This window comes from Streptomyces sp. NPDC050121, assembly GCF_044460385.1.
GTDB classification, from domain to species: domain Bacteria; phylum Actinomycetota; class Actinomycetes; order Streptomycetales; family Streptomycetaceae; genus Streptomyces; species Streptomyces soliscabiei.
The window spans coordinates 25732-49964 of sequence record NZ_JBITJV010000030.1 but is presented as its reverse complement, the minus strand read 5'-3'; the positions used below and the strand labels follow the sequence as shown (position 1 = coordinate 49964).

20 protein-coding genes and 4 pseudogenes are annotated in these 24233 nt (G+C 69.9%); 15 read left to right on the top strand and 9 right to left on the bottom strand.

Translation table 11 applies throughout. The annotated features are described in order from the left end of the window. The first annotated feature begins 105 nt into the window (after positions 1-105). The 12 genes and pseudogenes from ACIBTS_RS34910 to ACIBTS_RS34855 all read left to right on the top strand — a co-directional run. Positions 106-1788, top strand: coding sequence for a Tat pathway signal sequence domain protein (locus ACIBTS_RS34910; protein WP_399324706.1), 1683 nt, complete (start codon positions 106-108; stop codon positions 1786-1788). A 53-nt stretch (positions 1789-1841) separates the two neighbouring features. Continuing rightward, positions 1842-2888, top strand: a complete 1047-nt coding sequence (locus ACIBTS_RS34905) for an ABC transporter permease (protein WP_399324705.1) — start codon at positions 1842-1844, stop codon at positions 2886-2888. After that, positions 2885-3838 carry a carbohydrate ABC transporter permease gene (locus ACIBTS_RS34900; RefSeq protein ID WP_399324704.1) on the top strand — a complete coding sequence of 318 codons (954 nt, stop codon included), beginning with the start codon at positions 2885-2887 and terminating at the stop codon, positions 3836-3838. The genes ACIBTS_RS34905 and ACIBTS_RS34900 overlap by 4 nt, the downstream gene beginning before the upstream one ends. A gap of 39 nt (positions 3839-3877) precedes the next feature. Next, a pseudogene (locus ACIBTS_RS34895) lies at positions 3878-4048 on the top strand (LacI family DNA-binding transcriptional regulator); the annotation flags it as partial. Further along, positions 4045-4585 (top strand): annotated as a pseudogene (locus ACIBTS_RS34890) (phytanoyl-CoA dioxygenase family protein); the annotation flags it as partial. The pseudogenes ACIBTS_RS34895 and ACIBTS_RS34890, both read left to right, overlap by 4 nt. A gap of 13 nt (positions 4586-4598) precedes the next feature. Then, positions 4599-4934, top strand: coding sequence for a hypothetical protein (locus ACIBTS_RS34885; RefSeq protein WP_399324703.1), 336 nt, complete (start codon positions 4599-4601; stop codon positions 4932-4934). A gap of 109 nt (positions 4935-5043) precedes the next feature. Next, a complete protein-coding gene (locus ACIBTS_RS34880) occupies positions 5044-6027 on the top strand; it encodes an acetylxylan esterase (protein ID WP_399324763.1) in 984 nt (327 codons plus the stop codon). 40 nt (positions 6028-6067) lie between these two features. Beyond that, a complete protein-coding gene (locus tag ACIBTS_RS34875; protein ID WP_399324702.1) occupies positions 6068-7468 on the top strand; it encodes a GH1 family beta-glucosidase in 1401 nt (466 codons plus the stop codon). After that, on the top strand, positions 7465-9747 hold the full coding sequence (gene yicI / locus ACIBTS_RS34870; RefSeq protein WP_399324701.1) for an alpha-xylosidase: 2283 nt from the start codon (positions 7465-7467) through the stop codon (positions 9745-9747). Before ACIBTS_RS34875 ends, yicI begins: the two co-directional genes overlap by 4 nt. Before the next feature lie 89 nt (positions 9748-9836). Next, positions 9837-10826 (top strand): aminoglycoside phosphotransferase family protein, encoded by a 990-nt coding sequence (locus ACIBTS_RS34865; RefSeq protein ID WP_319670642.1) that lies wholly within the window; start codon positions 9837-9839, stop codon positions 10824-10826. A 108-nt stretch (positions 10827-10934) separates the two neighbouring features. Beyond that, complete coding sequence (locus ACIBTS_RS34860) at positions 10935-12917, top strand: TIM-barrel domain-containing protein (RefSeq protein WP_399324700.1); 1983 nt, start codon at positions 10935-10937, stop codon at positions 12915-12917. 162 nt (positions 12918-13079) lie between these two features. Continuing rightward, positions 13080-13340, top strand: a pseudogene (locus ACIBTS_RS34855) (IS110 family transposase); the annotation flags it as partial. A 15-nt stretch (positions 13341-13355) separates the two neighbouring features. Here the strand turns inward: ACIBTS_RS34855 and ACIBTS_RS34850 are convergent. After that, entirely contained in the window at positions 13356-13682 is a 327-nt protein-coding gene (locus ACIBTS_RS34850; protein WP_399324699.1) for an ankyrin repeat domain-containing protein, read from the bottom strand. Positions 13683-13783: 101 nt separating this feature from the next. Here ACIBTS_RS34850 and tpg point away from each other — a divergent pair, with 101 nt between their 5' ends. After that, complete coding sequence (gene tpg, locus ACIBTS_RS34845) at positions 13784-14041, top strand: telomere-protecting terminal protein Tpg (protein WP_399324698.1); 258 nt, start codon at positions 13784-13786, stop codon at positions 14039-14041. 140 nt (positions 14042-14181) lie between these two features. Here tpg and ACIBTS_RS34840 read toward each other — a convergent pair whose 3' ends face one another. Together ACIBTS_RS34840 and ACIBTS_RS34835 are read right to left on the bottom strand one after the other, a co-directional pair. Beyond that, positions 14182-14985, bottom strand: a complete 804-nt coding sequence (locus ACIBTS_RS34840) for a helix-turn-helix domain-containing protein (RefSeq protein WP_399324697.1) — start codon at positions 14983-14985, stop codon at positions 14182-14184. Positions 14986-15091: 106 nt separating this feature from the next. Next, on the bottom strand, positions 15092-15313 hold the full coding sequence (locus ACIBTS_RS34835; RefSeq protein ID WP_399324696.1) for an alpha/beta fold hydrolase: 222 nt from the start codon (positions 15311-15313) through the stop codon (positions 15092-15094). 174 nt (positions 15314-15487) lie between these two features. On the opposite strand from ACIBTS_RS34835, the gene ACIBTS_RS34830 reads away from it, so the two are divergent. Continuing rightward, positions 15488-17092, top strand: coding sequence for a M48 family metalloprotease (locus tag ACIBTS_RS34830; protein WP_399324695.1), 1605 nt, complete (start codon positions 15488-15490; stop codon positions 17090-17092). Beyond that, positions 17089-17277 (top strand): hypothetical protein, encoded by a 189-nt coding sequence (locus tag ACIBTS_RS34825; RefSeq protein WP_399324694.1) that lies wholly within the window; start codon positions 17089-17091, stop codon positions 17275-17277. The genes ACIBTS_RS34830 and ACIBTS_RS34825 overlap by 4 nt, the downstream gene beginning before the upstream one ends. A gap of 229 nt (positions 17278-17506) precedes the next feature. Here the strand turns inward: ACIBTS_RS34825 and ACIBTS_RS34820 are convergent, their stop codons facing one another. The 6 genes and pseudogenes from ACIBTS_RS34820 to ACIBTS_RS34795 all read right to left on the bottom strand — a co-directional run bounded on the left by ACIBTS_RS34820 (position 17507) and on the right by ACIBTS_RS34795 (position 24143). Beyond that, complete coding sequence (locus ACIBTS_RS34820; protein WP_399324693.1) at positions 17507-18208, bottom strand: hypothetical protein; 702 nt, start codon at positions 18206-18208, stop codon at positions 17507-17509. Next, complete coding sequence (locus ACIBTS_RS34815) at positions 18205-19605, bottom strand: SMI1/KNR4 family protein (RefSeq protein WP_399324692.1); 1401 nt, start codon at positions 19603-19605, stop codon at positions 18205-18207. The genes ACIBTS_RS34820 and ACIBTS_RS34815 overlap by 4 nt, the downstream gene beginning before the upstream one ends. Before the next feature lie 560 nt (positions 19606-20165). After that, on the bottom strand, positions 20166-20417 hold the full coding sequence (locus tag ACIBTS_RS34810) for a DUF3459 domain-containing protein (protein WP_399324691.1): 252 nt from the start codon (positions 20415-20417) through the stop codon (positions 20166-20168). Positions 20418-20857: 440 nt separating this feature from the next. After that, positions 20858-22225 (bottom strand): annotated as a pseudogene (locus ACIBTS_RS34805) (molybdopterin-dependent oxidoreductase); the annotation flags it as partial. Further along, entirely contained in the window at positions 22222-22788 is a 567-nt protein-coding gene (locus tag ACIBTS_RS34800) for a universal stress protein (protein ID WP_399324690.1), read from the bottom strand. The pseudogene ACIBTS_RS34805 and the gene ACIBTS_RS34800, both read right to left, overlap by 4 nt. Next, complete coding sequence (locus ACIBTS_RS34795; protein ID WP_399324689.1) at positions 22785-24143, bottom strand: MFS transporter; 1359 nt, start codon at positions 24141-24143, stop codon at positions 22785-22787. The genes ACIBTS_RS34800 and ACIBTS_RS34795 overlap by 4 nt, the downstream gene beginning before the upstream one ends. Positions 24144-24233 lie beyond the last annotated feature (90 nt).

The window sequence follows — 24233 nt, the reverse complement described above, 5'->3', positions numbered from 1 at the left end:
CCGGTTGCCTGCATGTCGACGGTGCCGTTCGCACCGTCCCCTCCACACCGCCGCACACCAGTACGTCGCTCGATACGGATCGTCACCGGCGAAGGGTCGCCCACCATGAGCATCGCAATGAACCGCAGAGCCTTCGTGAACGGCGCAGTCGCCGTCGCCGGGGCTGCTGCCCTGTCACCCCTACTGTCCGCCTGCGGCAACGGCTCCTCCCGCAGCAAGGGCGGGACCAACTCGAAGAGCGGCCTGAGGGCCGCGCTGCCGGACTACGTGCCGGGACAGGCCGTCAAGCCCGACATCCCCTCGGTGCAGGGCGCGGCAGGCGCGTTCACCGACCCGGGCTTCCTCACCTACCCGGCCAAGCAGATCTCGACGGTGTCCGGCACCCCGGGCAAGGGCGGCAGCTACACCGCCGTCACCCCGCTCTGGGGGACCATCCCGCCGGCCAACAACTCGTTCTACCAGGCCGTCAACAAGGCGCTGGGCGTAAACCTCACCATCAAGCCGGCCAACGGCGTCAACTACGACACCATCGTCCCGACGATGACCGCGTCGAAGAAGCTGCCGGACTGGATCCAGCTGCCCACCTGGTGGAACGCGGCGTTCAACATGGGGGAGCTGGCCGGTACCCAGCTGGCGGACCTTACGCCGTACCTGGCGGGGGACAAGATCAAGAAGTATCCGAACCTGGCCGCCATCCCCACCTTCGCCTGGCAGGTCGGAGCCTGGGAGGACAAGCTCTACGGCATCCCGTGCAACGCCAGCGGCATGTCGCTGGCCGGCCACGTCTTCTACCGGGCCGACATCCTGGAGTCGAAGGGCATCACCGCCGACCAGGTCAAGTCCGCCGACGACTACATGAGCCTGGGCAAGGAACTGACCAGCGCCAAGGCCGGCGTGTGGGCGTTCGGCGACGTGTGGACCTACCTGTCCCTCTCCTGGGGGCTCCCGCCCGGGTGGACGGTCAGGGGCGGGAAGCTGGTCCACGGCTACGAGTTGCCCGAGTTCCTGGAGGCACTCGACTGGCACTACAAGCTCGCCAAGTCCGGCTATGTGCACCCCGACGCCCTGGCCGGCAACGTCAACGCCAGTGCCACCCGCTTCTACGCGGGCAAGGAACTGATCCAGGGCGGCGGCACCGGCGCCTGGAACCTGTCGGACCACCAGTCCGGCACCGCCGCGAACAAGAACTACCGGCGCGGGGCGTTCAACGTCATCGCCGCCGACGGGAAGTCCAACCCGCAGATCTTCCTCGGCGCCGCCACCGGCGTCATCAGCTACCTCAACGCCGGGCTCTCCCCGGACCAGATCGAGGAGCTGCTGGCCGTCGCCAACTACCTTGCGGCGCCCTACGGTTCGACCGAGTACACGATGATCACGTACGGCGCCGAGGGCGTCCACCACACGATGGTGAACGGGATGCCCAGCTACACGGACGAGGGCAAGAAGTACGCCCAGCCCACCACCTACAACTTCCTCGCCTCGCCCCCGCAGGTGATCAGCAACCCCGGCGCCGACCAGGTGACCAAGGACTACACGTCCTGGTTCGCCCGCACCGCCCCGCACGTCTACAAGCCGGTGTTCTACGGCATGAACATCACCGTGCCGCAGCGGTACGCCACCGCGGCTGCCGCGAAGTCGGTCGTGGACACCGTCGTCGAGGTCACCCACGGCCTGAAGAAGGTCTCCGACTTCCAGGCCGCCGTGTCCTCCTGGAAGTCCAGCGGCGGCGACCAGTTGAAGAACTGGTACCAGACCGAAGTCCTGGACAAGCACGGCACCGGCCAGTAGCAGACGACGTCAGGCGGCGGGCCGCTCGGCCCGCCGCGGAGCGAGGAGGAACGGTGGCCGGCACGTTCACCACCAAGACGAAGAAGGCCGGCGGAGGCAGCTCCGGCGGCACCGAACCGGCGGCCGACACGGAGCCGGACGCCAACGGCCGCGCCCGGCCGAGGACGCGGCCCGGGCGGGCCCAGGAGGGCGGACTGACCTGGCGACTGCGCCTGCGCCGGGACAGGTCGTTGATCCTGATGACCCTGCCGGCTGTCGCGCTGCTGCTGGTCTTCAACTACGCGCCGCTGTTCGGCCTGATCACCGCGTTCGAGTACTACGACCCGCTGGTCGGCGTGCTCCACAGCGACTGGGCCGGGCTCGACCAGTTCCGGATGCTGTTCAGCGACCCGCTGTTCTGGGGGGCGCTGCGCAACACCCTCTGGCTGAGCTTCGTGCAACTGGTGCTGTTCTTCCCGATCCCGATCGCGCTGGCCCTGGTGCTCAACTCGGTGATGAGCGAGCGGCTGCGGAACTTCATCCAGTCGGTCGTCTACCTGCCGCACTTCTTCTCCTGGGTGCTGGCCATCACCATCTTCCAGCAGATGCTCGGGGGCGCTGGGGTGCTCAACCACTTCCTCGCCCAGCACAACCTGGGGACCTGGGACGTGATGACCGACCCGCACACCTTCGCGCTGCTGGTCACCTCGCAGGCGGTGTGGAAGGAGGCCGGCTGGGGCATCATCGTGTTCCTCGCGGCGCTGGCCGCCATCGACCAGAACCTCTACGAGGCCGCCGCGGTCGACGGCGCGGGCCGGTGGCGCCGGATGTGGCACATCACCCTGCCCGGCATGCGCGGCGTCATCGTGCTGATGCTGGTGCTGCGGCTGGGCAACGCGCTCACCGTCGGCTTCGAGCAGTTCCTGATCCAGCGCAACGCCGTCGGCCACGACACGGCGGACGTGCTGGACACCTTCTCCTTCTACTACGGCATCACCACCAACAACTACAGCTACGGTGCCGCCGCCGGGCTGTTCAAGAGCGTGATCTCGCTGCTGCTGATCTGGGGCGCCAACAGGATCGCGCACGCCTTCGGTGAGGACGGGTTGTACCGGAAATGAGCCAGACGCTGACGCACACTCAGAACCGGCCCGCGCTTCGGCCCGACCGCAACAAGGGCCGCCCTGTGTGGGACGAGAAGCCCGGCGCCGCCGGACAGACCCTCAAGGGCGGCGTGCTGCTCCTGGTCCTCGCCGTCGTACTGGTGCCGCTCTGGATCGTGGTGCTGACCAGCTTCTCCACCAGCGCGGCGATCAACCGCGCGGGTGGCCTGGTATTGGTCCCCGACGGCCTCACCCTGGACGCCTACCGTGCGGTGCTCGGGGACGGCCCGGTCACCAGGGCCGTGCTGGTGAGCCTGGTGATCACCGCGGTCGGCACCCTCCTGTCGATGGTCGTCTCGGTGCTCTGCGCCTACGGCCTCTCCCGCTCGCGCTCGTTCGGACACCGCACCATCCTCATGGTGCTGATCGTCACCATGTTCGTCAGCGGCGGACTGATCCCCACTTACCTGGTCGTCACCGGCCTCGGCGGCTACGGCCAGTACTGGGCGCTGATCCTGCCCGGCGCGGTCTCCGTCTTCAACATCCTGGTGCTGCGCTCCTTCTACTCCGGCACGGCGGCCGACCTCATCGACGCGGCCCGCATGGACGGGTGCAGCCAGTGGCGCATCCTGTGGTCGGTGGTACTGCCCACCTCGCGCGCGGTCACCGCGGTGATCGCCCTGTTCTACGCGGTCGGCTACTGGAACTCCTTCTTCAACGTCATGCTCTACATGCCGACAGAGAGCGCCAAGTGGCCGCTGCAGTACGTGCTGCTCCAGTACGTCAGCTACGGCCAGTCCATCCCCGGCACCACCAACTCCGGGTTCGGGTCGCTGCACCAGCAGAGCGCACCGTTGTCCCTGCAGATGGCGGTGGTGGTGCTGACGCTGGTCCCCATCCTGCTCGTCTACCCGTTCATGCAGAAGCACTTCAAGACCGGTGTGCTCACCGGCGCCATCAAGGGCTGACGGCACGTCAGCGACAGAACGGGAGAGGGAACCACCGGCATGGAGACACTGGCCGAGGTGGCAAAGGCCGCGGGCGTCTCGCCCAGCACGGTCAGCCACGTGCTCAGCGGCAAGCGGGCGATCTCCGAGCCCACCCGGGCACGGGTAGAGCAGGCGATCAGCCAGCTCGGCCACCACCCCCATGCCGGTGCCCGCGCGCCAGCGCGATCGACCACCACGCCGTGCACGTCCGGGAGCCGCACGGCGGGAAGGCGCAGTCGCTGCACGCCGACGCGATCACCGACGTCCGCCCGGACGCCTTCGACGTGCAGCTGGCGTACTACCCGCAGCACGTCACGCTGGAGATGGGAGGCACGCTCAGCGTGCCCGGCAGCCATCTGCGGCGGATCAACGAGACCGACACCGGCCGCTACCGGAACCTGCTGGGGCAGGACCGGCTGGTCTGCCCGACGGGCACGGGGGTGTTCGTGCCACGGCCTCTGGCATGGCGGGCGGCGCAACGACAGCGACGTGACCCGTTACATGCTCAAGATCCGCTTCAATCCGACCGTCCGCCGGCGCCCGCTGTGGGACACGTCCGACCTGGACGACCCCCGGGTCGCCGCCGAACTGAGGGCGTGGTTCCCCCGGTACGAGCAGGCGACCGGCCGGCTCGAGCCTACAACCGGGTCCTGCTGTGGCGGGCGCTCACCGGGGGACGACAGCTTCGACCTCGACCACTGGGCGACAGGGTCGCCAACCGCACCCAGGAGGCAGCACGATGACCACCCTCTCCACCCCCGGCCCCACCTCACGCGTCGGCGCGGGGACTGCCCAGCGGCAGCAGGTGCTCGTGCTCTGCCCCTCCGACTCCTCGCTCGACTCCCGCATCATCGGCTGGTCGCTGAGCAACGGCACCCGACGCACCTCGCCCACCACGGGCGACAGCGACGAACCCCCGTACCCCAGCGGCACTGCCGCTCTCCGCGACGGCCGGCGGCTGTTCCAGGCTGCCCAGTTGCTGCCGCCCTACCCGGGACACGAGTACGACGTCTCCTTCCTCAAGCACGAGTTCTTCTTCGAGAGGCTCCACGAGGTCCCGGAGACCGGAACGTAGGCACCACCCGCCCCAGCCGTGCCGCCCCGCCACACCCAGGAGCTCCGCCGTGTCGCACGTCATCCTCTCGTCCGTCACCTCCAACTCGCTCCACCCGGAGGAACACCCCATGCCGTTCACCGACTTCGGAGTTGACGAACTCGTCCGCTACCGCCCTGAGTCGGCCGCCCCGCTCGACTTCGACGCGTTCTGGCAGCACACCCTCGACGACGCCCGGGCACGGGCCGGGGCCATCAAGACGGAACCGGTCACCGACCGGCACCGGCTGCGCACCATCGAGGTGGACGATGTGCGCTTCCCCGGCTGGAACGGCGAACCGGTGGCCGCGTGGCTGCTGCGCCCGCGTGGCGTCGAAGGCCCGTTGCCGGTCGTCGTCACCTACGTCGGATACACCGGCGGCAGGGGCCTGCCCACCGAGCACCTGTTCTGGCCCGCGGCGGGCTACGCCCAGCTCGTCGTCGACAGCCGCGGCCAGGGCCACGACACCCCGGACCGAACCCTGGGCGACGGCACGCAGTGGGCCGGGGGATTCATGACCCGAGGCATCGACTCGCCCGAGAACTACTACTACCGGCGCCTGATCACCGACTGCGTGCGCGCCGTGGACGCCGTCGCAGAGCTGCCCGGCCTCGACGCCAACCGGATCGTGGTGGCCGGCGGCAGCCAGGGCGGCGGACTCGCCCTCGCCGTCGCCGGGCTCACCGGGGACCGCGTGGCTGCGGTGATGCCGGACGTCCCGTTCCTGTGCCACTACCGCCAGGGCGCGCAGACATCCCTGGACGGCCCGTACCAGGAACTCGTCAACTACCTGCGCTGGCACAGCCGGCACCGCGTGCAGCCGACCTTCGCCACCCTCGACTACTTCGACGGCGTCCACTTCGCCCAGCGGGCCACCGCGCCGGCGCTGTTCAGCGTCGGTCTGATGGACCCGGTCTGCCCGCCCCGGACGGTGTACGCCGCGTTCAACCACTACGCGGGCGAGGACCGCACCATGACCGTCTGGCCCTTCGCCGACCACGCCGGCGGCTGCGGCTCCAACCCGCCCGTCCAGCTGTCCTGGCTGCACGACCGCGGGCTGGCGCCGGAGCTGTGACCGCCCTGCCCGATCACCGAGAGAACAGGACGTGCGCCGCATGAGTAGGTTGGCCTTCCCGGAACTGCCACCCGGCTTCCGGTTCGGCGCCGCGACCGCCGCCTACCAGATCGAGGGCGCCCACGACGAGGACGGCCGCGGCCCGTCCATCTGGGACACCTACAGCCACACACCGGGCCGTACCCTCGGCGGCGCCACCGGCGACACCGCCTGCGACCACTACCACCGCTACCCCGAGGATGTCGCCCTGCTCCGCGAACTCGGCGTCGACGGTTACCGCTTCTCGATCTCCTGGCCGCGCCTGCTGCCCGACGGTACCGGTGCGGTCAATCGGAAGGGCCTGGACTTTTACGACCGGCTGATCGACGAACTGCTCGCCGCCGGAATCGCGCCCGCCGCCACCCTCTACCACTGGGACCTGCCCCAGGCCCTGGAAGACCGCGGCGGCTGGCGCGTCCGGGAGACCACCGAGGCTTTCACGGAGTACGCGGCCGTTGCCGCCGAGCGCTACGGCGACCGGGTGGAGCGCTGGATCACGCTCAACGAGCCGTTCTGCTCCGCCTTCGTCGGCTACGCCGAGGGCCGGCACGCGCCCGGCGCCCGGGAGGGCCGCGGGGCCCTGGCTGCCGCGCACCACCTGCTGGTCGCCCATGGCCTGGCCGTGCGGGAGCTGCGCGCCGCCGGCGCCCGTGAGGTCGGCATCACGCTCAACCTCGACCGGCTGCACGCCGCCTCCGACCGGAGCGAGGACCTCGCCGCCCTGCGCCGGGCCGAGGTGCTGCACAACGAGGTCTGGACGGAGCCGCTGTTCGCCGGGCGCTATCCCGAGCACGAGGCCGAGACCTGGGAGGGGCTGGCCGACGGCCCCTGGCGCCGGCCCGGGGACCTGCAACTGATCGGCGCACCAATGGACTTCGTCGGCATCAACTTCTACCGGCCGATCACCGTCGAGGCCGCCCCGCACCGCGAGGACGACCCCGAACCGCGCACCGCCATGGACATCGGCGTCGCCGAGCCGAACCCGTACGGCACCCGGCTCACCACCATGGGCTGGCCCGTCGTCCCGTCCGCGCTCACCGAACTGCTCTGCGGACTCCACGCCCGCTACCCGCAGCTCCCGCCGGTCTGGATCACCGAGAACGGCTCCGCCGAGGACGACACCCTCGCCCCCGACGGCCAGGTGCACGACGAGGAACGGATCGACTACCTGGCCGGTCACCTCGCCGCCGTCGCCGACGCCATCGCGGTCGGCGTCGACGTGCGCGGCTACTACGTCTGGTCCCTGCTGGACAACTTCGAGTGGGCCCGTGGTTACGAGCAACGCTTCGGCCTGGTCCGCGTCGACTACGACACCCTGACCCGAATCCCCAAGGACAGTTACCACTGGTACCGGGGCGTGATCACCGCGCACCGCGCGCGGACGAAGGAACCTGCACGATGAAATTCACCGACGGATACTGGCTGATGCGCCCGGGCGTCACCGCGCGCTACGCCACTGAGGTCGCCGACGTCCGCACCGGCGAGGACCGGATGACCCTCTACGCGCCCGTCAAGCACGTGCGCGGCCGCGGTGACACGCTCAACAGCCCGCTGCTGACGGTCGAGTGCTGGTCGCCGGCCGAGGGCGTGATCGGGGTGCGCACCACGCACCACGCCGGCTCGGTGCGCCGGGGGCCGCAGTTCGACCTCCCGGGTGCGGAGCAGGGGGTCGGCAAGGTGCACCACGAGGGCGTGGCGGTGCAGCTCAGCTCCGGTGACCTCACGCTGCGGGTGGACACCTCCCAGCCGTGGCGGCTGGAGTTCACCGCCCAGGGCCGGGTGTTGACCTCCGTGGGCGAGCGCGGCACGGGGTTCGTCACCGACGCCGAAGGCCGCCACCACATGCTCGGCCAGCTCTCGCTGGGTGTCGGCGAGTCGGTGTACGGGCTGGGGGAGCGGTTCACGCCGTTCGTCCGCAACGGGCAGGTGGTGGACATCTGGCAGGCCGACGGCGGCACCAGCAGCGAACAGGCCTACAAGAACATCCCGTTCCACCTCACCAACCGGGGTTACGGAGTCTTCGTCAACCACCCCGGCAAGGTCAGCTACGAGGTCGGATCGGAGGCCGTCGGGCAGGTGCAGTTCAGCGTCGAGGACCAGTCGCTGGAGTACTTCGTCGTCCACGGCCCGACCCCGAAGCAGATCCTGGCCCGCTACACCGCGCTCACCGGCCGACCCGCACTGCCCCCGGCCTGGGCCCTGGGCCTGTGGCTGACCACCTCGTTCACCACCGACTACGACGAGGCCACCGTCAACCGCTTCGTCGGCGGCATGGCCGAACGCGGCATCCCGCTGAGCGTCTTCCACCTCGACTGCTTCTGGATGCGCGAGTACCAGTGGTGCGACTTCGCCTGGGACTCCGACACCTTCCCCGACCCGGCGGGCATGCTGGCCCGGCTCAAACGGCAGGGCCTGCGCATCTCCGCCTGGATCAACCCCTACATCGCCCAGAAGTCCGCGCTGTTCGCCGAGGGCATGCGCGAGGGCTACCTGGTGCGCCGCCCGGACGGCAGCATCTGGCAGTGGGACCTGTGGCAGCCCGGAATGGCACTGGTGGACTTCACCAACCCCGCCGCCCGCGACTGGTACACCGGCAAGCTGCGCACCCTGCTGGACGTCGGTGTGGACTGCTTCAAGACCGACTTCGGCGAGCGCATCCCCACCGACGTCGTCTGGCACGACCGCTCCGACCCGGAGCTGATGCACAACTACTACACCCATCTCTACAACCAGGCCGTCTTCGAGCTGCTGCGCGAGGAGCGCGGTGAGGGCGAGGCTCTGCTCTTCGCTCGGTCCGCCACCGCGGGCGGCCAGCAGTACCCGGTGCACTGGGGCGGAGACTGCGAATCGCACTTCAACGCCATGGCGGAGTCGCTGCGCGGGGGCCTGTCCCTGGGCCTGTCCGGCTTCGGCTTCTGGAGCCACGACATCGGCGGCTTCGAGGGCACCCCTACCCCCACCGTTTTCAAGCGCTGGACGCAGTTCGGCCTGCTCTCCTCGCACAGCCGCCTGCACGGCAGCAAGTCCTACCGCGTGCCGTGGGACTACGGCGAGGAGGCCGTCGAGGTCACCCGAGAGTTCACCCTCCTCAAGCACCGCCTCGCGCCCTACCTCCAGTACGCCGCCCAGCAGGCGCACGTCACCGGCGTGCCGGTGATGCGCGCCATGGTGCTGGAGTTCCCCGACGACCCCGCCGCCGCCGCGCTCGACCGGCAGTACCTGCTCGGCGACGACCTGCTCGTCGCCCCGGTCTTCACCGACGACGGCACGGTCGAGTACTACGTCCCCGAGGGCACCTGGACGAACTTCCTGACCGGCGACCAGGTCACCGGCCCGCGCTGGGTACGCGAACAGCACGGCTTCCACACCCTGCCGCTGCTCGCCCGCCCCGACTCCGTCATCCCCCTCGCCGCCGACGACCAGCACCCGGTCTCCGCCTGGGCCGAGGGCGTGGAACTGCGGGTGCACACCTTCACCGACGGCGTCGAGCGCACCGTGGTGATCCCGAACACCGACGGCACCGGCCGGACCGCCGTCTTCCACCTGCGCCGCGAGGGTGGCCTGCTGCGCGTGACCACCGACAGCCCGCACCCCTGGCAGCTGCGCATCGGCGGCCCGGATGGCGTCCTGCACGTCAGCCCGCCCGGCACCGCGGAGGCCGAGCTGCCCTACCCGGGCTGAGGCCGGACCCCGGACGCGCGAGGCCTCGCGCGCCCCGCAAGGGCGTGCGGGGGCGCTGCCCCCTCCAAACCTGGCACCCGGAGGTGTCCGTGCAGAGCCGCACCAAACGTCATCTCACGCCCGCCGCGCTCGACGCCCTACTGCGCGGCTCCGTCGGCCTGGGGTGCCGTCTGGAGCACGAGCTGACCGACGGCTGGTTCAACAGCGCCTACCGCGTGCTGCTGGATGATGGCCGGCCCGCCGTCGTCAAGCTTGCGCCACCGGCCGACGCACCGGTACTGCGGTATGAGCGGGGCATCCTCGGGACGGAGACGATGGTCTACCGGCGGCTCGCAGCCCTGCCGGAAGGCACAGTTCCGGTGCCCGAACTGCTCCACGCGGAAGAGGAGTTCATCGTCCTGTCGCTCCTGGAGGGAACTCCGTGGGACAAGGCGGGCGAGCAGCTTTCCGCCGACGCGGGAGCCCTGCTCCGCCGGGAACTGGGCGCGATCACGGCCCGACTGCACACCCTGGCCCCGGCTGACGGCCTCTTCGGCTACCCGGCCGCTGAGTCCGGTCTGTCCGCCGCAGCCTGGCGCACGGCCTTCAGCGCCATGGTCGAGGCCCTGCTCGACGACGCCGACCGCTGGCGCTCGCCGTTGGCCGTATTGTCATCGGACATCCGCACGCTGGTGTCCGAAGGCGGGTACGCCCTGGACGAGGTCACGGAGCCCCGGTTGGTTCACTTCGACCTCTGGCCGGGCAACATCTTCATCCGGCCGGGTGACGCAGGGCAGGCCGGGATCACCGGGCTCATCGACCACGAGCGGGCCTTCTGGGGCGACCCGGCAGCAGAGCTGGTCTCCCTGGCCTTCGGCGGCGGCACCGGCCCGGACAGCGACCTCGCCACCGGTTACACCGCAGCAGGTGGCAGCCTGGACTTCAGCCCCGCCCTTAGGCATCGAGTGGCGCTCTACCAGCTCTACCTGGCCCTTCTGCTGGTCGTGGAGTGCGCCCCGCGCGGCTACGGGGAGGACCACCTCGCGTTCTGCCGCCGCATGCTCGCCGACTCCGTCGCCCGGCTCCGCGCGCTGGGATAAACAGCCTTGGATCCGGGTCGTGGCTCCTGCTGTGGAAAGCGCAGACGGCGTCGGTGATCGGCGACCGGCTGTACTCACCCGCCATTTGAGAAGAACAGAGGAAACACCTTGTCCTACAGCATTGTCGCGGGCGGTCTGGAGCGGCACACCGCCGCGGAGATCCTCCGCATCGAGCCCTGGGGACCGGACGCCGTCCGGGTGCGGGCCTCGTCCGGGACCATCGACCCCGCCGCCCCCGGTGCGCTGGAGAACCCCGCGCCCTGCCTGCACGCCGAACTGTCCGTATCGGACGACGGCTGTGCCCGCCTGGTCAACGGCCTCGTCGCTGTCGAGGCCTCGGCGGACGGCCGTCTGAGGTTCCGCCACGCCGACTCGGGCCGCGAACTCCTCGCCGAGAGGAGCCCGTACGCGCATCACACCGGCTCTCGCGTCCACGCGGCGGGCGGCCGGACAGAACAGTCCTTCGAGGCCTACGACGGTGAACGGCTGCACGGCCTGGGGCAGCATCTGCACGGGCGCCTGGACCAGAAGGGCTGTGTGATCGACCTCGTCCAGGCCAACACCGTGGCGGCCATCCCCTTTCTGCACTCCTCGCGCGGCTACGGACTGCTGTGGAACAACCCCGCCACGGGCCGTGTCGAACTGGGCGCCGACACCACCCGGTGGACCGCCGACGCCGGCGGGCGCGTCGACTACTGGATCACCGCCGGCGACACCCCGGCCCAGATCCTGGACTCCTACACCCAGGCCACCGGACGCCCGCCCCTCCTGCCCGAGTGGGCGTCCGGATTCTGGCAGTCGAAGCTGCGCTACCGCACCCAGGACGAACTCCTCGCGGTGGCACGGGAGTACAAGCAGCGGGGACTACCGCTGTCCGTCATCATCTGCGACTTCTTCCACTGGTCCAGGATGGGCGACTGGCGATTCGAGGAGAGCGAGTGGCCCGACCCCGCCGCCATGGTCAACGAGCTGACGGACCTCGGGGTGAAACTCGCCGTCTCGGTGTGGCCCACCGTCGAGCCCGGCAGTGACACGTACGACGAACTGCGCTCGGCCGGACACCTCGTACGGGACGCCGACGGCGGCCTGCTCACCTTCCCGTGGCCGTCCCGGTACGGCGGAGATGCGCTGATACGCCCGATGGCGTACTACGACGCCACCCACCCCGGAGCACGCGCCGCGCTGTGGCAGCGGCTGGACGACAACTACCGTTCGAGGGGCGTGGCGTGCTTCTGGCTGGACGCCTGCGAGCCCGACCTGCCGCGCGATCACTCCGACCGCGCCGTCTACGCCGCCGGGCCGGCCGCCGCGGCCGCGAACCTCTACCCACTGCTGCACGCCCGCGCGGTCGCCGACGGCCTGAGCGCGGCGGGCGAGGACCGGCCGCTGTCGCTGATCCGCTCCGCCTGGGCGGGCAGCCAGCGGTACGGGGCCCTGCTGTGGTCCGGCGACATCCCCACCACCTTTGACTCCCTCGCGCGCCAGATCAGGGCCGGCCTGAACGTCGCGATGAGCGGCATCCCCTGGTGGAACACCGACATCGGCGGCTTCTTCGGCGGCAACCCGGACGACCCCGCGTACCGCGAACTGCTGATCCGGTGGTTCCAGTACGGCACCTTCAGCCCCGTCATGCGGCTGCACGGGGACAGGAAGCCCAACCACCCCACCTTCTCCACGGACATGACCGGCGGGCCGAACGAGGTCTGGTCGTACGGGGAGGAGGCGTACGGCATCCTCCGCGACCACCTGTTGCTGCGCGAGCGCCTGCGCCCGTACCTGCGGCGGCTGTCCGAGGACGCCCACCGCACCGGCGCCCCGCCGATGCGCCCGCTGTTCTTCGACTTCCCCGAGGACGAGCGTGCCTGGGAGGTGGACGACCAGTTCCTGCTCGGCCCCGACGTGTTGGTGGCACCCGTGTACGAGGCGGGCGCCCGGGCCCGCCGGGTGTATCTGCCGTCCGGCGCCCGCTGGCTCGACCCGGCCACCGGAGACGTCGTGGAGGGCGGAACGACGCTCGACGCGCAGGCCCCACTGGAGCGCATCCCCGTCTTTGTACGGCAAGGGGCCGACGTCGCAGCCGGTCTCGGCTGACCTCCCATGAAGTTCAACGAAGGAACGAGCAGTCATGCAGTCCCTCGTCATGTTTTCCACGGTCCTGAAATGGGACCGCCGGCATCCGGGCCCGGCATGACTGTGTCCCCCTGTCGAAGGCATGACCTGGGGGGCCTACGTTGTTGATGGGTCTGATGGGCTGTCGTACGGTCCGGAGGATCCAGTGGCCCCGGGTATGGCTTGGGCGTGGTTGACTTCAAGCAGCTCAAACGGGCTTTCTTCCTTTCCGCGTTCGCCGCCCTGGGCGACCCGGCTTCGCGGGCCTACTACGACAGGAAGATCGCGCAGGGCAAGCACCACACCCAGGCCCTGCTCTGCCTCGCCCGACGCCGGGCCGATGTCCTCTTCGCCATGCTCCGCGACGGAACCTTCTATGAGCCACAGCCCGCCAAAGCCGCCTGACCTGCATAAACTGCACTACGAGACAGGACGATCCCCGAGATGCGCCACGGCATCTGAACCAATACGCCAGTCGGCAAGGCGCCGCGGACTCACACCGTGAAGGTTGTCCATGTCCGGATCGGCACCGGCATTGACCAGCAGCGACAGCACCGCACCATCACCTCGATACGTGAACACCGCCTGCCACAAAGGCGTATTGCCCTGCTCGTCGGGGACATCCACTCCCGCACCCGCCGCCAGGAGAGAGCCGACAGCCACGGCATCCTGCTCATCCGCCGCGAAATGCAGCGGCGTCCACCCCCGGCGGCTCTCACGGCCCGAGCCCCGCACCCCATCCGTCATGCCAGCCATCATCACGACAGCTTGACGAGGGGCATAGGGGCCCCCGAGGGCGATCGCCGACCGGATCGACGCCGCGGGCCGCCACCACGGGCGGGATCACCGTGGAGACCCGGGCGCGGTTCGGCTACGACGCTCCCGGCGGCACCACCGACGACGGCCGCTTCCGCCGCATCACCGCCCATCTGCCGGCCTCCTACGCCAAGCGGCTGTTCGACGCCCAGCAGGGCCGTAGCACCGAGTCACCGAACGAGGTGATCGCCGAAGGCCTACAGGAGGTCTACTTCAAGGACAACGGCCGTCGTGCCGACCGCCTTGAAGCCGAATTCACGGATATCGACTACATCGACGTCGATTATTGAAAGGCCAGAAACGAGAATGGCGAGCATCAATTACTGTGCCGAAGCACGGTAGTTGTCAGAAAGGTAGGCTTGTTGTCACCACGACCGACATCCGGGCAAGTTCTGAGGGCCGCCACCTGCTCCGTTCGTGGAGCCTGTGCTCACCTCGCCGGGACCTGACGTAACGCAGACAGCGACGGCGGTAGGCCGGCGAACGAAGTCGGCCACGCGACGTCGTCCATCGCGAGCCACGGCGCAGCGGCTACGGCGGTGGGCGTCACCCCGGTAAACGCCTTGACCTCGCGGTGGAGGTGGGACTGGTCGACGTAGCCGCTTGCGGCCGCCACCCGATCGGTGGCGTTACCCGCTGCGAGAAGGTGGGCGGCGTGGTCGAAGCGCACCAGCTGGGCGGCGCGCTTGGGAGTGAGGCCAACCTGGGACCGGAAGCGGGACCACAGGCGCTTACGGCTCCAGCCCACCTCGTTCGCCAGGCTGTCGACCCGCGCCTGTCCCCGGCTGTTGAGCATCCGCCGCCAGGCAGCAGCGACCTCCCGATCGAGCGGCGGGCGGGTGTCCAGCCGTCGGCCGAGGACATCCGCCGCGATCGTGAACCGTTCGTCCCACGATGTGGCGGCGCGCAGCCTGTCCTCGGCTCGCCTGGCGTCGCGGCCCCAGAGATCTTCCAGCAAGACCACGGTCCCGACGACCCCGGTCGACGCGCTGAGCACTGCGGCCGCCGCGACCGGCGACAACCGAATCTGGAGGCACTGGCCTGCCTCGGCCGTCCGGCTGCTGATCCGGAAGTCGCCCGGGATGAGGCCTACGACCACGCTGCCGCGTTCGCGTCGGCCGTGGGCGTTGTAGACGAGGCCGTCTTCGCTCAGGTCCACGAACAGGGTGACTGATGGGTGCGCGACCATGGTGATGTCCACGAGCGCCGGGACGCGATGGTTGAACCCGGCCATGCTGATCCCGGGCAGTCGCTCTGCCTGCCGCGGTAGTGCAACCTGCACCGACGTTCAGTCAGGTGGTAACTCTGTGGCCCGCACAGCACCAGGGTAGCGATCGGTGTCAGCGGTCTGCCGCCGCGAAGGCAAGCAGCAACTCGCTTGTCGTCTCCGGCGCTTCCAACATGGGGAAGTGTCCGACGTCGGGCAGCCACTCGACGCGCGCATTTGGCACCGTGTCGTAGAGATGTGCCGAAGACGGGTCCCTGCGGCGGTCGGCATTGCCGAAGATGACCAGGACCGGGACGTCGAAGACGTCGGACGAGGAGACACTCCGGCGGGGCACCGCCCCAACCGGCCGGTCGTGCCCAGGCGGTAGGTTCGCCCGGCCTGCCGGGGCGTCCCCGCCGCACACGGCGCCACCAGGGGGAACGGCCCGCCGATCAAGTTGCCGTAAGCGCCCCCGGGGCCGCATGATGCGGATCCGCACCGCACTTCATCCCGGGGGGGATCTGTTCATATGGGCGCTTCGCTGCGCGCTCTGCGCGCCCTCGTCCTGCTCGCAGGCTTCTACCTGCTGGGCGTCGTCCTGCTGGCAGTCCTGGCCGGCATCGACTACGTCGCCATCAGGAGCGGGCTGCACGCCACCGCCGACAGCATCGTCGTCTTCTCCGTCGTCCTCGCGATCCCGGTCGTGCGCGGCCTGTTCATGCTGCGCCCCCCCACGGCCGAGCCTCCGGCCGGCATCACCGTCACAGTCAGCGAGGCCCAGGAGCCCGCGCTGTGGGAGGCCATGCACGATGTCGCACGCCAGGTCGGCACGCGAGCGCCCGACGAGATCGTGCTGATCGAGCACGTGAACGCGGCCGTCAGCGAGGGCTCCTCGCTGCTGGGCCTGCGGCCCGGTGCCCGTCGCCTCTACCTCGGCCTGCCGCTGATGATGGGCCTGGACGAGATGCAGCTGCGCGCCGTACTCGCACACGAGATGGGCCACTACGCCAACTTCGACACCCTCCTCACCCCGCTGATCGCCCGTGGTCGCGCCCAACTGATCCGCACTGTCGCCCACTTCCACGAGCGCTCCGACAACAAGCAGGCCAGGGAGCGCGAGAGGCAGGAGGAGAAGGCCGCCAAGCGGGCGGCCAAGGGCAAGAAGACCCTGATGGTCGACACCCCGGGCCTGGGTGCGACGTACCGCGGCATGGCCAAGATCTACACGGCGTACGGCAACTTCTACCTGCGCGCCACACTCACCACCTCCCGCCGCCAGGAGCTCGCCGCCGACCTGGCCTCGGTCCGGGTCGCCGGACGCGACTCCGCCGCGTCCGCGCTGCGCGAGGTCAATGCCCTCGGCTCGGCGCACGCGTTCTACATGAGCTCGTACGCCACCCTCGGCGTCGGCGCCGGTCTGCTGCCCCGGCCAGGCGAGGTCTTCGGCGGCCTGCGCCGGCTCCTCGACGCCCGCTCGGCCGAGCTGGAGGAGCTGCGCCGGGAGCTGTCGACCGAGCCCGCCTCCCCGTACGACTCCCACCCCTCGCTCGCCGAGCGCGTGGCCCGTATCGAGGCCCTGCCCGACGACGGCCGCGGCCGACGGGCAGCGCGGCCCGCTCTGGAGCTGCTGGCCGACCCGGACGCGGTGCTGGCCGCGCTGGAGCAGGCCGTCCTCACCCCGGAGGCGCTCGCGCTCAAGCGGGTGGACTGGGAGGACCTGGTCCATGAGTCGATGACCTTGTACGTCGCCCAGGGCGCGGAGGACATCCGTGAGGCCCTCTCCGCCGAGGGCGCGGGCCCCGACCTCCAGGCCCTGCTCGACGCGATCGACGACGACCCGGCCGTGCGCTGGCGGATCGCCGACCAGTTCCCGAAGTCCGAGCAGGCGGCGGCCGCGACCGGCAGCGTGGCCCGCGAGTTCTTCCGCCCGGCGCTGCGGCGGGCCCTGAACCAGCTGGTCACCATGGAACTGACGGCCCGCGGCGCCGCACGCTGGCAGCTGTCCTGGTCCGACTCGGCCACCCTGCGCTATCCCGCCGACGGCTTCGAGGACCAGCTTGGCCTGGCCCTGGACGCGGCCGTCGCGGACCAGCCCGACACGCAATCCCTGCGAAAGCTGGTGCTCGCCCCGTGATCGGCCTCTACATCCGGGGCGGCATGCTGCTGTTCGGCGCGTTCAAGTTCCTGCGCGGCGTCTACTTCATCCGCAAGTCGAAGCGGCTGGAAGGCGAGATCGCGACGCTGAACGGCTGCCGCCGAAGTGAGCGTGCCCACGTTCCCCGAGGTTCCCAGATACGCCAGAAACCCGCCACGGGATGATCTTGAGGTCCTGAGCGGGGTCGCCCCGTCGCCGCCGAAGGTTGCGTGGGAGCGCCCGGAGCTGCGGTTCACCACTGTCTGACTGGGCGCGGCCGGCCGGACTTCTCACCCCTCGGCAACGACGCTTCCAGCACAGCCCATGGTTCGTCCGTCAGATCTCCATGTGCCGCGAACGAAGATCGTCCCATGGCCAGGATCTGCTTTCGGCACGCGCCCGGGCGACCCGGCGTCAGTGCTGGTTCACCGGAAAGACGGCCGCCGGATCGCAACGCGCCGGGCAGGCCAGCAGGTAGACCTTGTTGCCGAGGAACAGGAGGTAGGCGTCGTCCCGGATGCTGTAGGGCTGCACCGGGGCCCCGGGGTGGACGCCGAACTCCTGGTACTCGGGTACCTGGCAGAGGAACGCCATCTCCGTGCCGCACGCGCACCAATACCGCTCGGGCCACTGCGCCCAGGCCGCCGTACCACCCACCTTGAAATGCACGTCGAACGGCCCGTGCGCGTCCACGAAGGGCCGCAGGGTCAGGGTCAGGGCGCGCACGGCCGGTTCGGGCTCCGCTTCCGGCACCCCCGGGTCACGCTGGAGCAGCACCCGCCAGAACGAGCCCGGGAACGGCGGCTGCGGAGCCTCCCAGAACCGCGGCACGAGGCGGCCGTCGGCCGTCACCGGGTCGGACGCGTCGTTGTGGTGGGCGCAGTGGAAGACCGACAGGTGTTCTCCGCCGAAGAACTCGATGTCGTCCGGCAGGTCCAGTTGGAAGAACAGGGCCATCCGCTCGTCGCAGAAGCAACGCGGCCACTCCTGGTCGTCGTCGAAGTAGGGCCACCCGCCCAACGAGTTCCGGGCCGGCCGGTCCAGCGGTTCGGTACCGGTCTCGACCCTGTACGCGGGCAGCGGCGCCCACATCTCCTCCACTCCGCCGTCGCTCACCGGGTGCCCCCGGCCGTCCGGTCGGTGTCCAGGTCGCCTTCGAGGACGGTCCGGGTGATCAGGGGGCGGTCCCACAGGGCGAGGAGTTCGTTGGCGAGGTCGAGGACCGGCAACGGGTGCTGTTCGCCCTGCACATCGATGGCGGCGGCCGACAGGCTCCGGGGGACGGCGCCCGCGTTGAGCAGGACGCGCCACTCCTCGGGGCCGAGGCTCAGGTATTCCAGACCCGTCAGCCCGGCGATCTCCAGGGGATCGGCCAGTGTGCCCGGGGAGGCGGTGAGCGTCCGCAGGCGGGGGAGGCCGGCGACCAAGGCGAGGCCGACCGGCTCGCCCTTCCGACCACCGATCCGGAGCACCTCCAGCTCGGGCCGGGCGGCGGTCACCATGCCGCCCGGGCTGTGGGTGCTCACCTGGGCCACCACCGGCGGACGGTTCCAGTCATCGTTCGAACGCCAGTCGTCGCGGTGGTTGACCACCATGTCGGTAAGGGAGTCGGCGCGCAGTGCCGCCCCGATGCTCCGCTCGTGGTCGATCATGATGACCTGCCCGGCGTGTCCGCCCGGGCCCGGTGTCAGGTCGAGGGCCAGCCGGTCGCCGCCGCCGTTGTCGCCGAAGGCGATCCAGCCGGGCGAGCCGACGAGGCCCTGCACGGCGGCGTCCGGTGCGGTGACGACCGCGTCCTTGGCGGCGAACTGCCAAGGGCAGGGACGGGACCGGGCGTCCGCGATGTAGAGCCCGTCCAGGGGGAAGAGCTCACAGCCGACCGCTTTGCTGCCGCGTTCCTGCGCCGCGTAGTCGCCGCTCCAGTCCTGCCACCGCGCACGGGTGACGCGGTAGAGGGTCTTGAGCTCGTCGGGCAGCGTGACACCGAGGCGCGCCTCCGCTGCGGCTATCTCCTCCTCGGTGGCACCGATGGCGTCGGGGAGCCGCTCGCGAAGCGTCCGCGCCAGCAGCGCCGGGTCCGCCGACGGCGCCGGCGCCGCGCCCGGGAACTCCTCGGGCAGGCGCCGCCAGGGCTCGGGAACGGCGCCCTCGACCAGGAGCAGGGCTCCTACGAAGGGGCTCCTGACGCCGTGCTCCACGGCGGGCCCCGCATCGATGACATGGAGCACGGTCTTCCCGTCCGGCGCCGTCTCGACCATGTACGAAACGCCGCTCGCGCCGTCGGCCCTGAGGGCGGCCTGGACCCGTTCCACGGCGGTGAACTGGTCCTGCATGTCTGCCACTTGTAGGGCTCGCCCTGGCACTGGGCGCGGCTGTTGCGCAGGAAGGGTCCAACTGCCGAGACTGATCTGGCCCGTGAAGCGACCGCCGGGCGCGGCAAGCCGTTCCGGGTGGGAATCGCGCACCAGCCGCAGCAGCGGCTCCCAGGTCGCGAAGTCGTGTATCGAGGACAACGGCGCTCTCCGCTCGGTCGGTTGGTTGGCCGGCAGGACTCCTGGCCAGTGCGTTCGACGCGATCCTAGGGCCGGCCACTGACACTGCCGCTGCCGTCTGGTCTACGGGCTCCTGGGACACGGAGACCGGGAGAAGAGCGATGGGTGTTCTGACCGACTACCGCGCGCACCGAAGGTGGCGTCGCTCACGAAGGTTCCGATCACCTTGTGGGCGGGCAACGGCCGACGGCGTGGGCGTTTGCAAGATCGGCGACCCGCAGTGGGGCTTACTTCCTGGGCAACAGCATCGCCCAAACACCTGGCCGAAGGCGGCTGCGTCTTCGGACAGGTACGCCGGACGGTGCCGTGTCGGGCGCCACGTCCCTATCGTTGCGGATTCGCAGATCGAGGAGCTGTTGCCGTCGGGTCGCGGGACGGTCCCCCCAGAGGCTGGGGGGACCATCGGGCAGTAGGTCTCCAGTGCCAAGAACATGTTCTTGGCACTGGAGACCTACCTTGCTTGCGGCGGCTGCGCTGCTGACGGCGGCGTCTGGTGGCTACGTCAGCAACTGTATGTCCCGTCAACCGTGGCGGAGCCAGATGGCGGTGTCCGTCGGCAGCAGGCCGTCGTCGAGCGGGCCTGACGCCAGCAGCACAGTGGCGGCTTCGGGAAGGGGCAAAGGTCGTTCGGAAAGGTTGATCGCGCAAGACACGCCGTCGCCCCGTTCGAAGAGGAGGGTGCCGGCCGGGCTGTCCAGCCAGCGGAAGTCCTCGCCCCGCAAACCGGGGTGGGTGCGGCGCAGGCGCAGGGCGGAACGATAGAGCTGGAGCATGGAGGCGGGGTCGGCCTGGTTGGCTTCCGCCGTGTACGACTTCCAGTCCTCGAGCCCCCTTGTCGAGTCGTGGTCTGCCCGACCACGGACCCCTTGTCCGATTCCGTGCAGGCCGCCAGGAGCGGGCGTTTCTCCTTGACCGACTTCGCTACCGGCCGCCGTCAGGTCGCGGACAAGGGGTGGTTGTTCACGATGGCCGCCACGCGCCCGCAGGAGGGGCATGCAGTGGCCACCGAGCCATCGGGGTGGCTTCCCTCGCGGGTGACCACCGGCCGTCACAGGGCCGGTGGAGGACACCACGACGCAAGGGAGAGACCCGGGATGATGACCGAAGTCCAACCCGCGCTCGCGGGCGGACATCGAGTAGCATCAGCGCCGACTCCAGCACCCGGCTCAGCGTCGGCTCGCAGAACGCCCCCCGGTCGTCGAACGCGGCAACGTGTGCCCACGGTGTCCAGACCGTGGTCTCGGGGCGGGGTGAAGCCGCACGCCTCGCCCAGGCGGTCGAGGAACGCGGGAGAGGGCCGGTGGTCGATGCCGCAGGTGCGGTTGCCCTGGACGTTGCTGTGGCCCCGCACCGGTGACGGGCCGGCGCCCGCGCGGCCCAGGTTTCCGCGCAGCAGAAGGAGGTTGACGATCTCCCGGACGGTGTCCACGCCGTGTTCGTGCTGGGTCAGCCCGAGGCACCAGCTGATGATGGTGCGCTCCGAGGCCAGATAGATGTCGGCCGCCGTGGTGATCTCGTCACGGCTGACTCCGGACTGGCGCTCGATGGTCTCCCACGATGTTGCTGCGCACATCGCGCGATAGGCATCGAAGCCGCTGGTGCACTGCTCGATGAAGGCCCGGTCGACGGCCGAGGGATCGACACGTGCGGCATCCAGGACGGCCTTGGCCATGCCGCGCAGCAGGGCCATGTCGCCGCCGATGCGCGGTTGAAGGTTCAGCGTGCTGGTTGGGGTGGCACGGAAGCGGGCCATCTCCATGAACTCGTGCGGGACGATGGTGCTGCCCGCGGCGGCCTCGATCATTGGGTTCACGTGCACGATTTGTGCCCCGCGCCGGTGGGCCTCGGCCAGGGAGGTCAGCATTCTCGGGGCGTTGGAGGCGGCGTTCACGCCGAAGACGAACAGTGCGTCCGTGGACTGCCAGTCGCTCAGGTCGACGGTGCCCTTACCGGTTCCGATGGATGCCTGCAGAGCCCGTCCGCTCGCCTCATGGCACATGTTGGAGCAGTCGGGCAGGTTGTTCGTGCCCAACTCCCGGGCCAGCAACTGGTACAGGAACGTACCCTCGTTGCTCAGCCGGCCCGACGTGTAGAAGGCGGCCTGGTTCGGGTCGTCGAGAGTGCGCAGCGCCTCACCGACCATGGCGAACGCCTCGTCCCATCCGATGGGCACGTACTGGTCACTCACCGGGTCGTAGGCCATCGGCTCGGTCAGCCGTCCCTGGTTTTCGAGGTCGAAGTCGGACCACTCCATCAACTCCGTCACGGTGTGCGCCGCGAAGAACTCCCGGTCGACCCGTTTACGGGTCATCTCCCAGGTGACGTGCTTGATGCCGTTCTCACAAATGTCGAGGTGCAGGCCCTTGCGGTCGTCCGGCCAAGCGCACCCCGGGCAGTCGAAGCCGCCGTTCTCGTGGTTCATGCGCTGGATGGCGCGCGTGCCGGCCACCAGACTGTGCTCGCGCAGCAGGAACTGCCCGACGCTCTTGGCGGCGCCCCATCCGGCGGCGGGATGCGGATAGGGGCGACGCTGCGGCGTCTGGTCTGCGGACCCGGTGTCGTGGTCGTTGTCGGTGGTCATCGTGCTCCTTCTTCCCCTGGCTTGAGTGTGGGCCGACCGGCGGGAGCAGCCGCACGGCATCCGGCGTCGTCCGGATGGCTCACCTCGTGAACCTTTGGCAGCGAGGCGGGAATCGGACCGGGAGGCAGGTCGTCGCCATGGATGATCAGGGTGAGGCAGGCGGCGTGCTCTGCACACGCGGCGCTGACCGAACCCAGCAGGAGCCCCGCGAACCCGCCGTGACCCCGGCTGCCGAGGATGAGCATCCTTGCCCCCGCGCTGGCAGAGAGGAGAGCGGCCGTGGCGGGCCCTTCGAGCACCGTGAGCCGAAGATCCGACGGCTGGTCGTCACCGAGCACCTCGGCGCAACAGGCTGTGAGCATGGCTCGCGCCTCCGCGACGGGGTCCCAGTCGTCCGCGACGCCGGTCCAGGAAGTGGGGTTCTGCCAGGCTGTCACGACCTCCAGGACGCTCCCGGTTGTCCGCGCCATGAAAAGCCCCCAGGCCAGAGCCCGTTTCGAGGACGAGGAGCCATCCACACCGACGACGATCCGGGGTGCGAGAGAGGGCACGGTTTGCGTCATCGGGGTTCGTCTCCCTTGTGTGCCAGGGTGCTGACCTTCAGCGAAGGACCATGCCCCGACGGCCCGGCGTGGCAGGCGTCGGCGCACACGTCGACGGCCGCGGAGCCGGTGCCGGGCGCGCACCCCGACACGGCCTCCGGCGCCGCAGGGGCTCTGGCCCCCGAGGGCCCGAATGTGCTGATGAGAGCCAGCAGCGCGAGAAGCATCACGGCGATCCCGTAGATGTAGGCAGCCCTCTCCACTCCACCGCCGTACACAACGATCACTCCCGCCACAATGGTCGGGAGGCCGAAGCCCAGGTAGGAGATCAGATACATCACGGACAGCAGTCCCGATCTCTCGTGCGGTTCGGCAAGGGGGACGACGGTGCGTACGCCCCCCTGGAATCCGGCTCCGAATCCGACTCCCGCGACCGCTGTGCCGGTGAAGAACAGCCCCGCCGATCCGATTGCGATGGACAGCAGGGTGAGGGCGACGCCCGCGATCAGAGCCACAGTGCCGATCCGCATGGTGGTACACGGTGCAGCGGAGCGCAGGACCAGAACGGTCAATGCACCGCTGGCCGTGAGAGTGAACAGCGCCAGTCCGCCCAGGAGCGCTCCCTCACCGGTGACGACACCCCGGACCAGTGCAGGGCCCAGCGAGCCGTAGAACCCCGCCAGGGCCCAGACGGCCAGGACGACCGGAGCGACCCGCAGCAGCGGGCCGCGTGCCTGCGCCGGCACCGACCAGGTCACGCGCAGGGAGCGCAGCGCGCCCGGTGTGCGGGCCGCCGTCTCTGCCATGAGGACCACCCCGACGGCCTGCAGGACGTAGATGCCGAAAAGGATGTGGTAAACGAGATGAGTTGGCTGCGGGGCGTAGGTCACCAGCAGCCCCGAACCCAGGGCGCCAACGGCGGTCCCGGCTGCCGGCGTCACCGCGTTGGCGAGGGTTCCCGCGGAACGCCAGATGTCGATCATGCCCGCGCCGACGGCTCCCACGACCGTGCCCGTCGCGAGTCCTTGGAGGATCCTGGCGCACAGCAGAGCCGGAACGCCGTCAGCGGCCGCGAAGACCACGACTGCCGCCGTCTGGACGACGATCGAACCGAAGATCACGGGCCTGCGGCCGACATGGTCCGACAACGAGCCGACGACGAGGAGCGCCAGCAGGATGGCCACCGCGTACACGCCGAAGATCACTGTGGTGGTGATCGGTGAGAAGTGCCACTCCTGCTGGTACGTGGCGTAAAGCGGGGTGGGCGCGCTGGCCCCCGCGAGGAAGAAGACCACCACCGAGGCCTGAAGGCTGAACGCCGACCAGGGACCCAACCGCCGGGGCGGCGGAACCGCCCGGCCCTCCACTGTCGTCATCAGGACTCCTGCTCTGCGGAACACGTGAACGCGATCGTCGAATTGATGGGGCGGAGGAGAGCCGGCGGCCCCGTACCGTGCCGCCTGCCG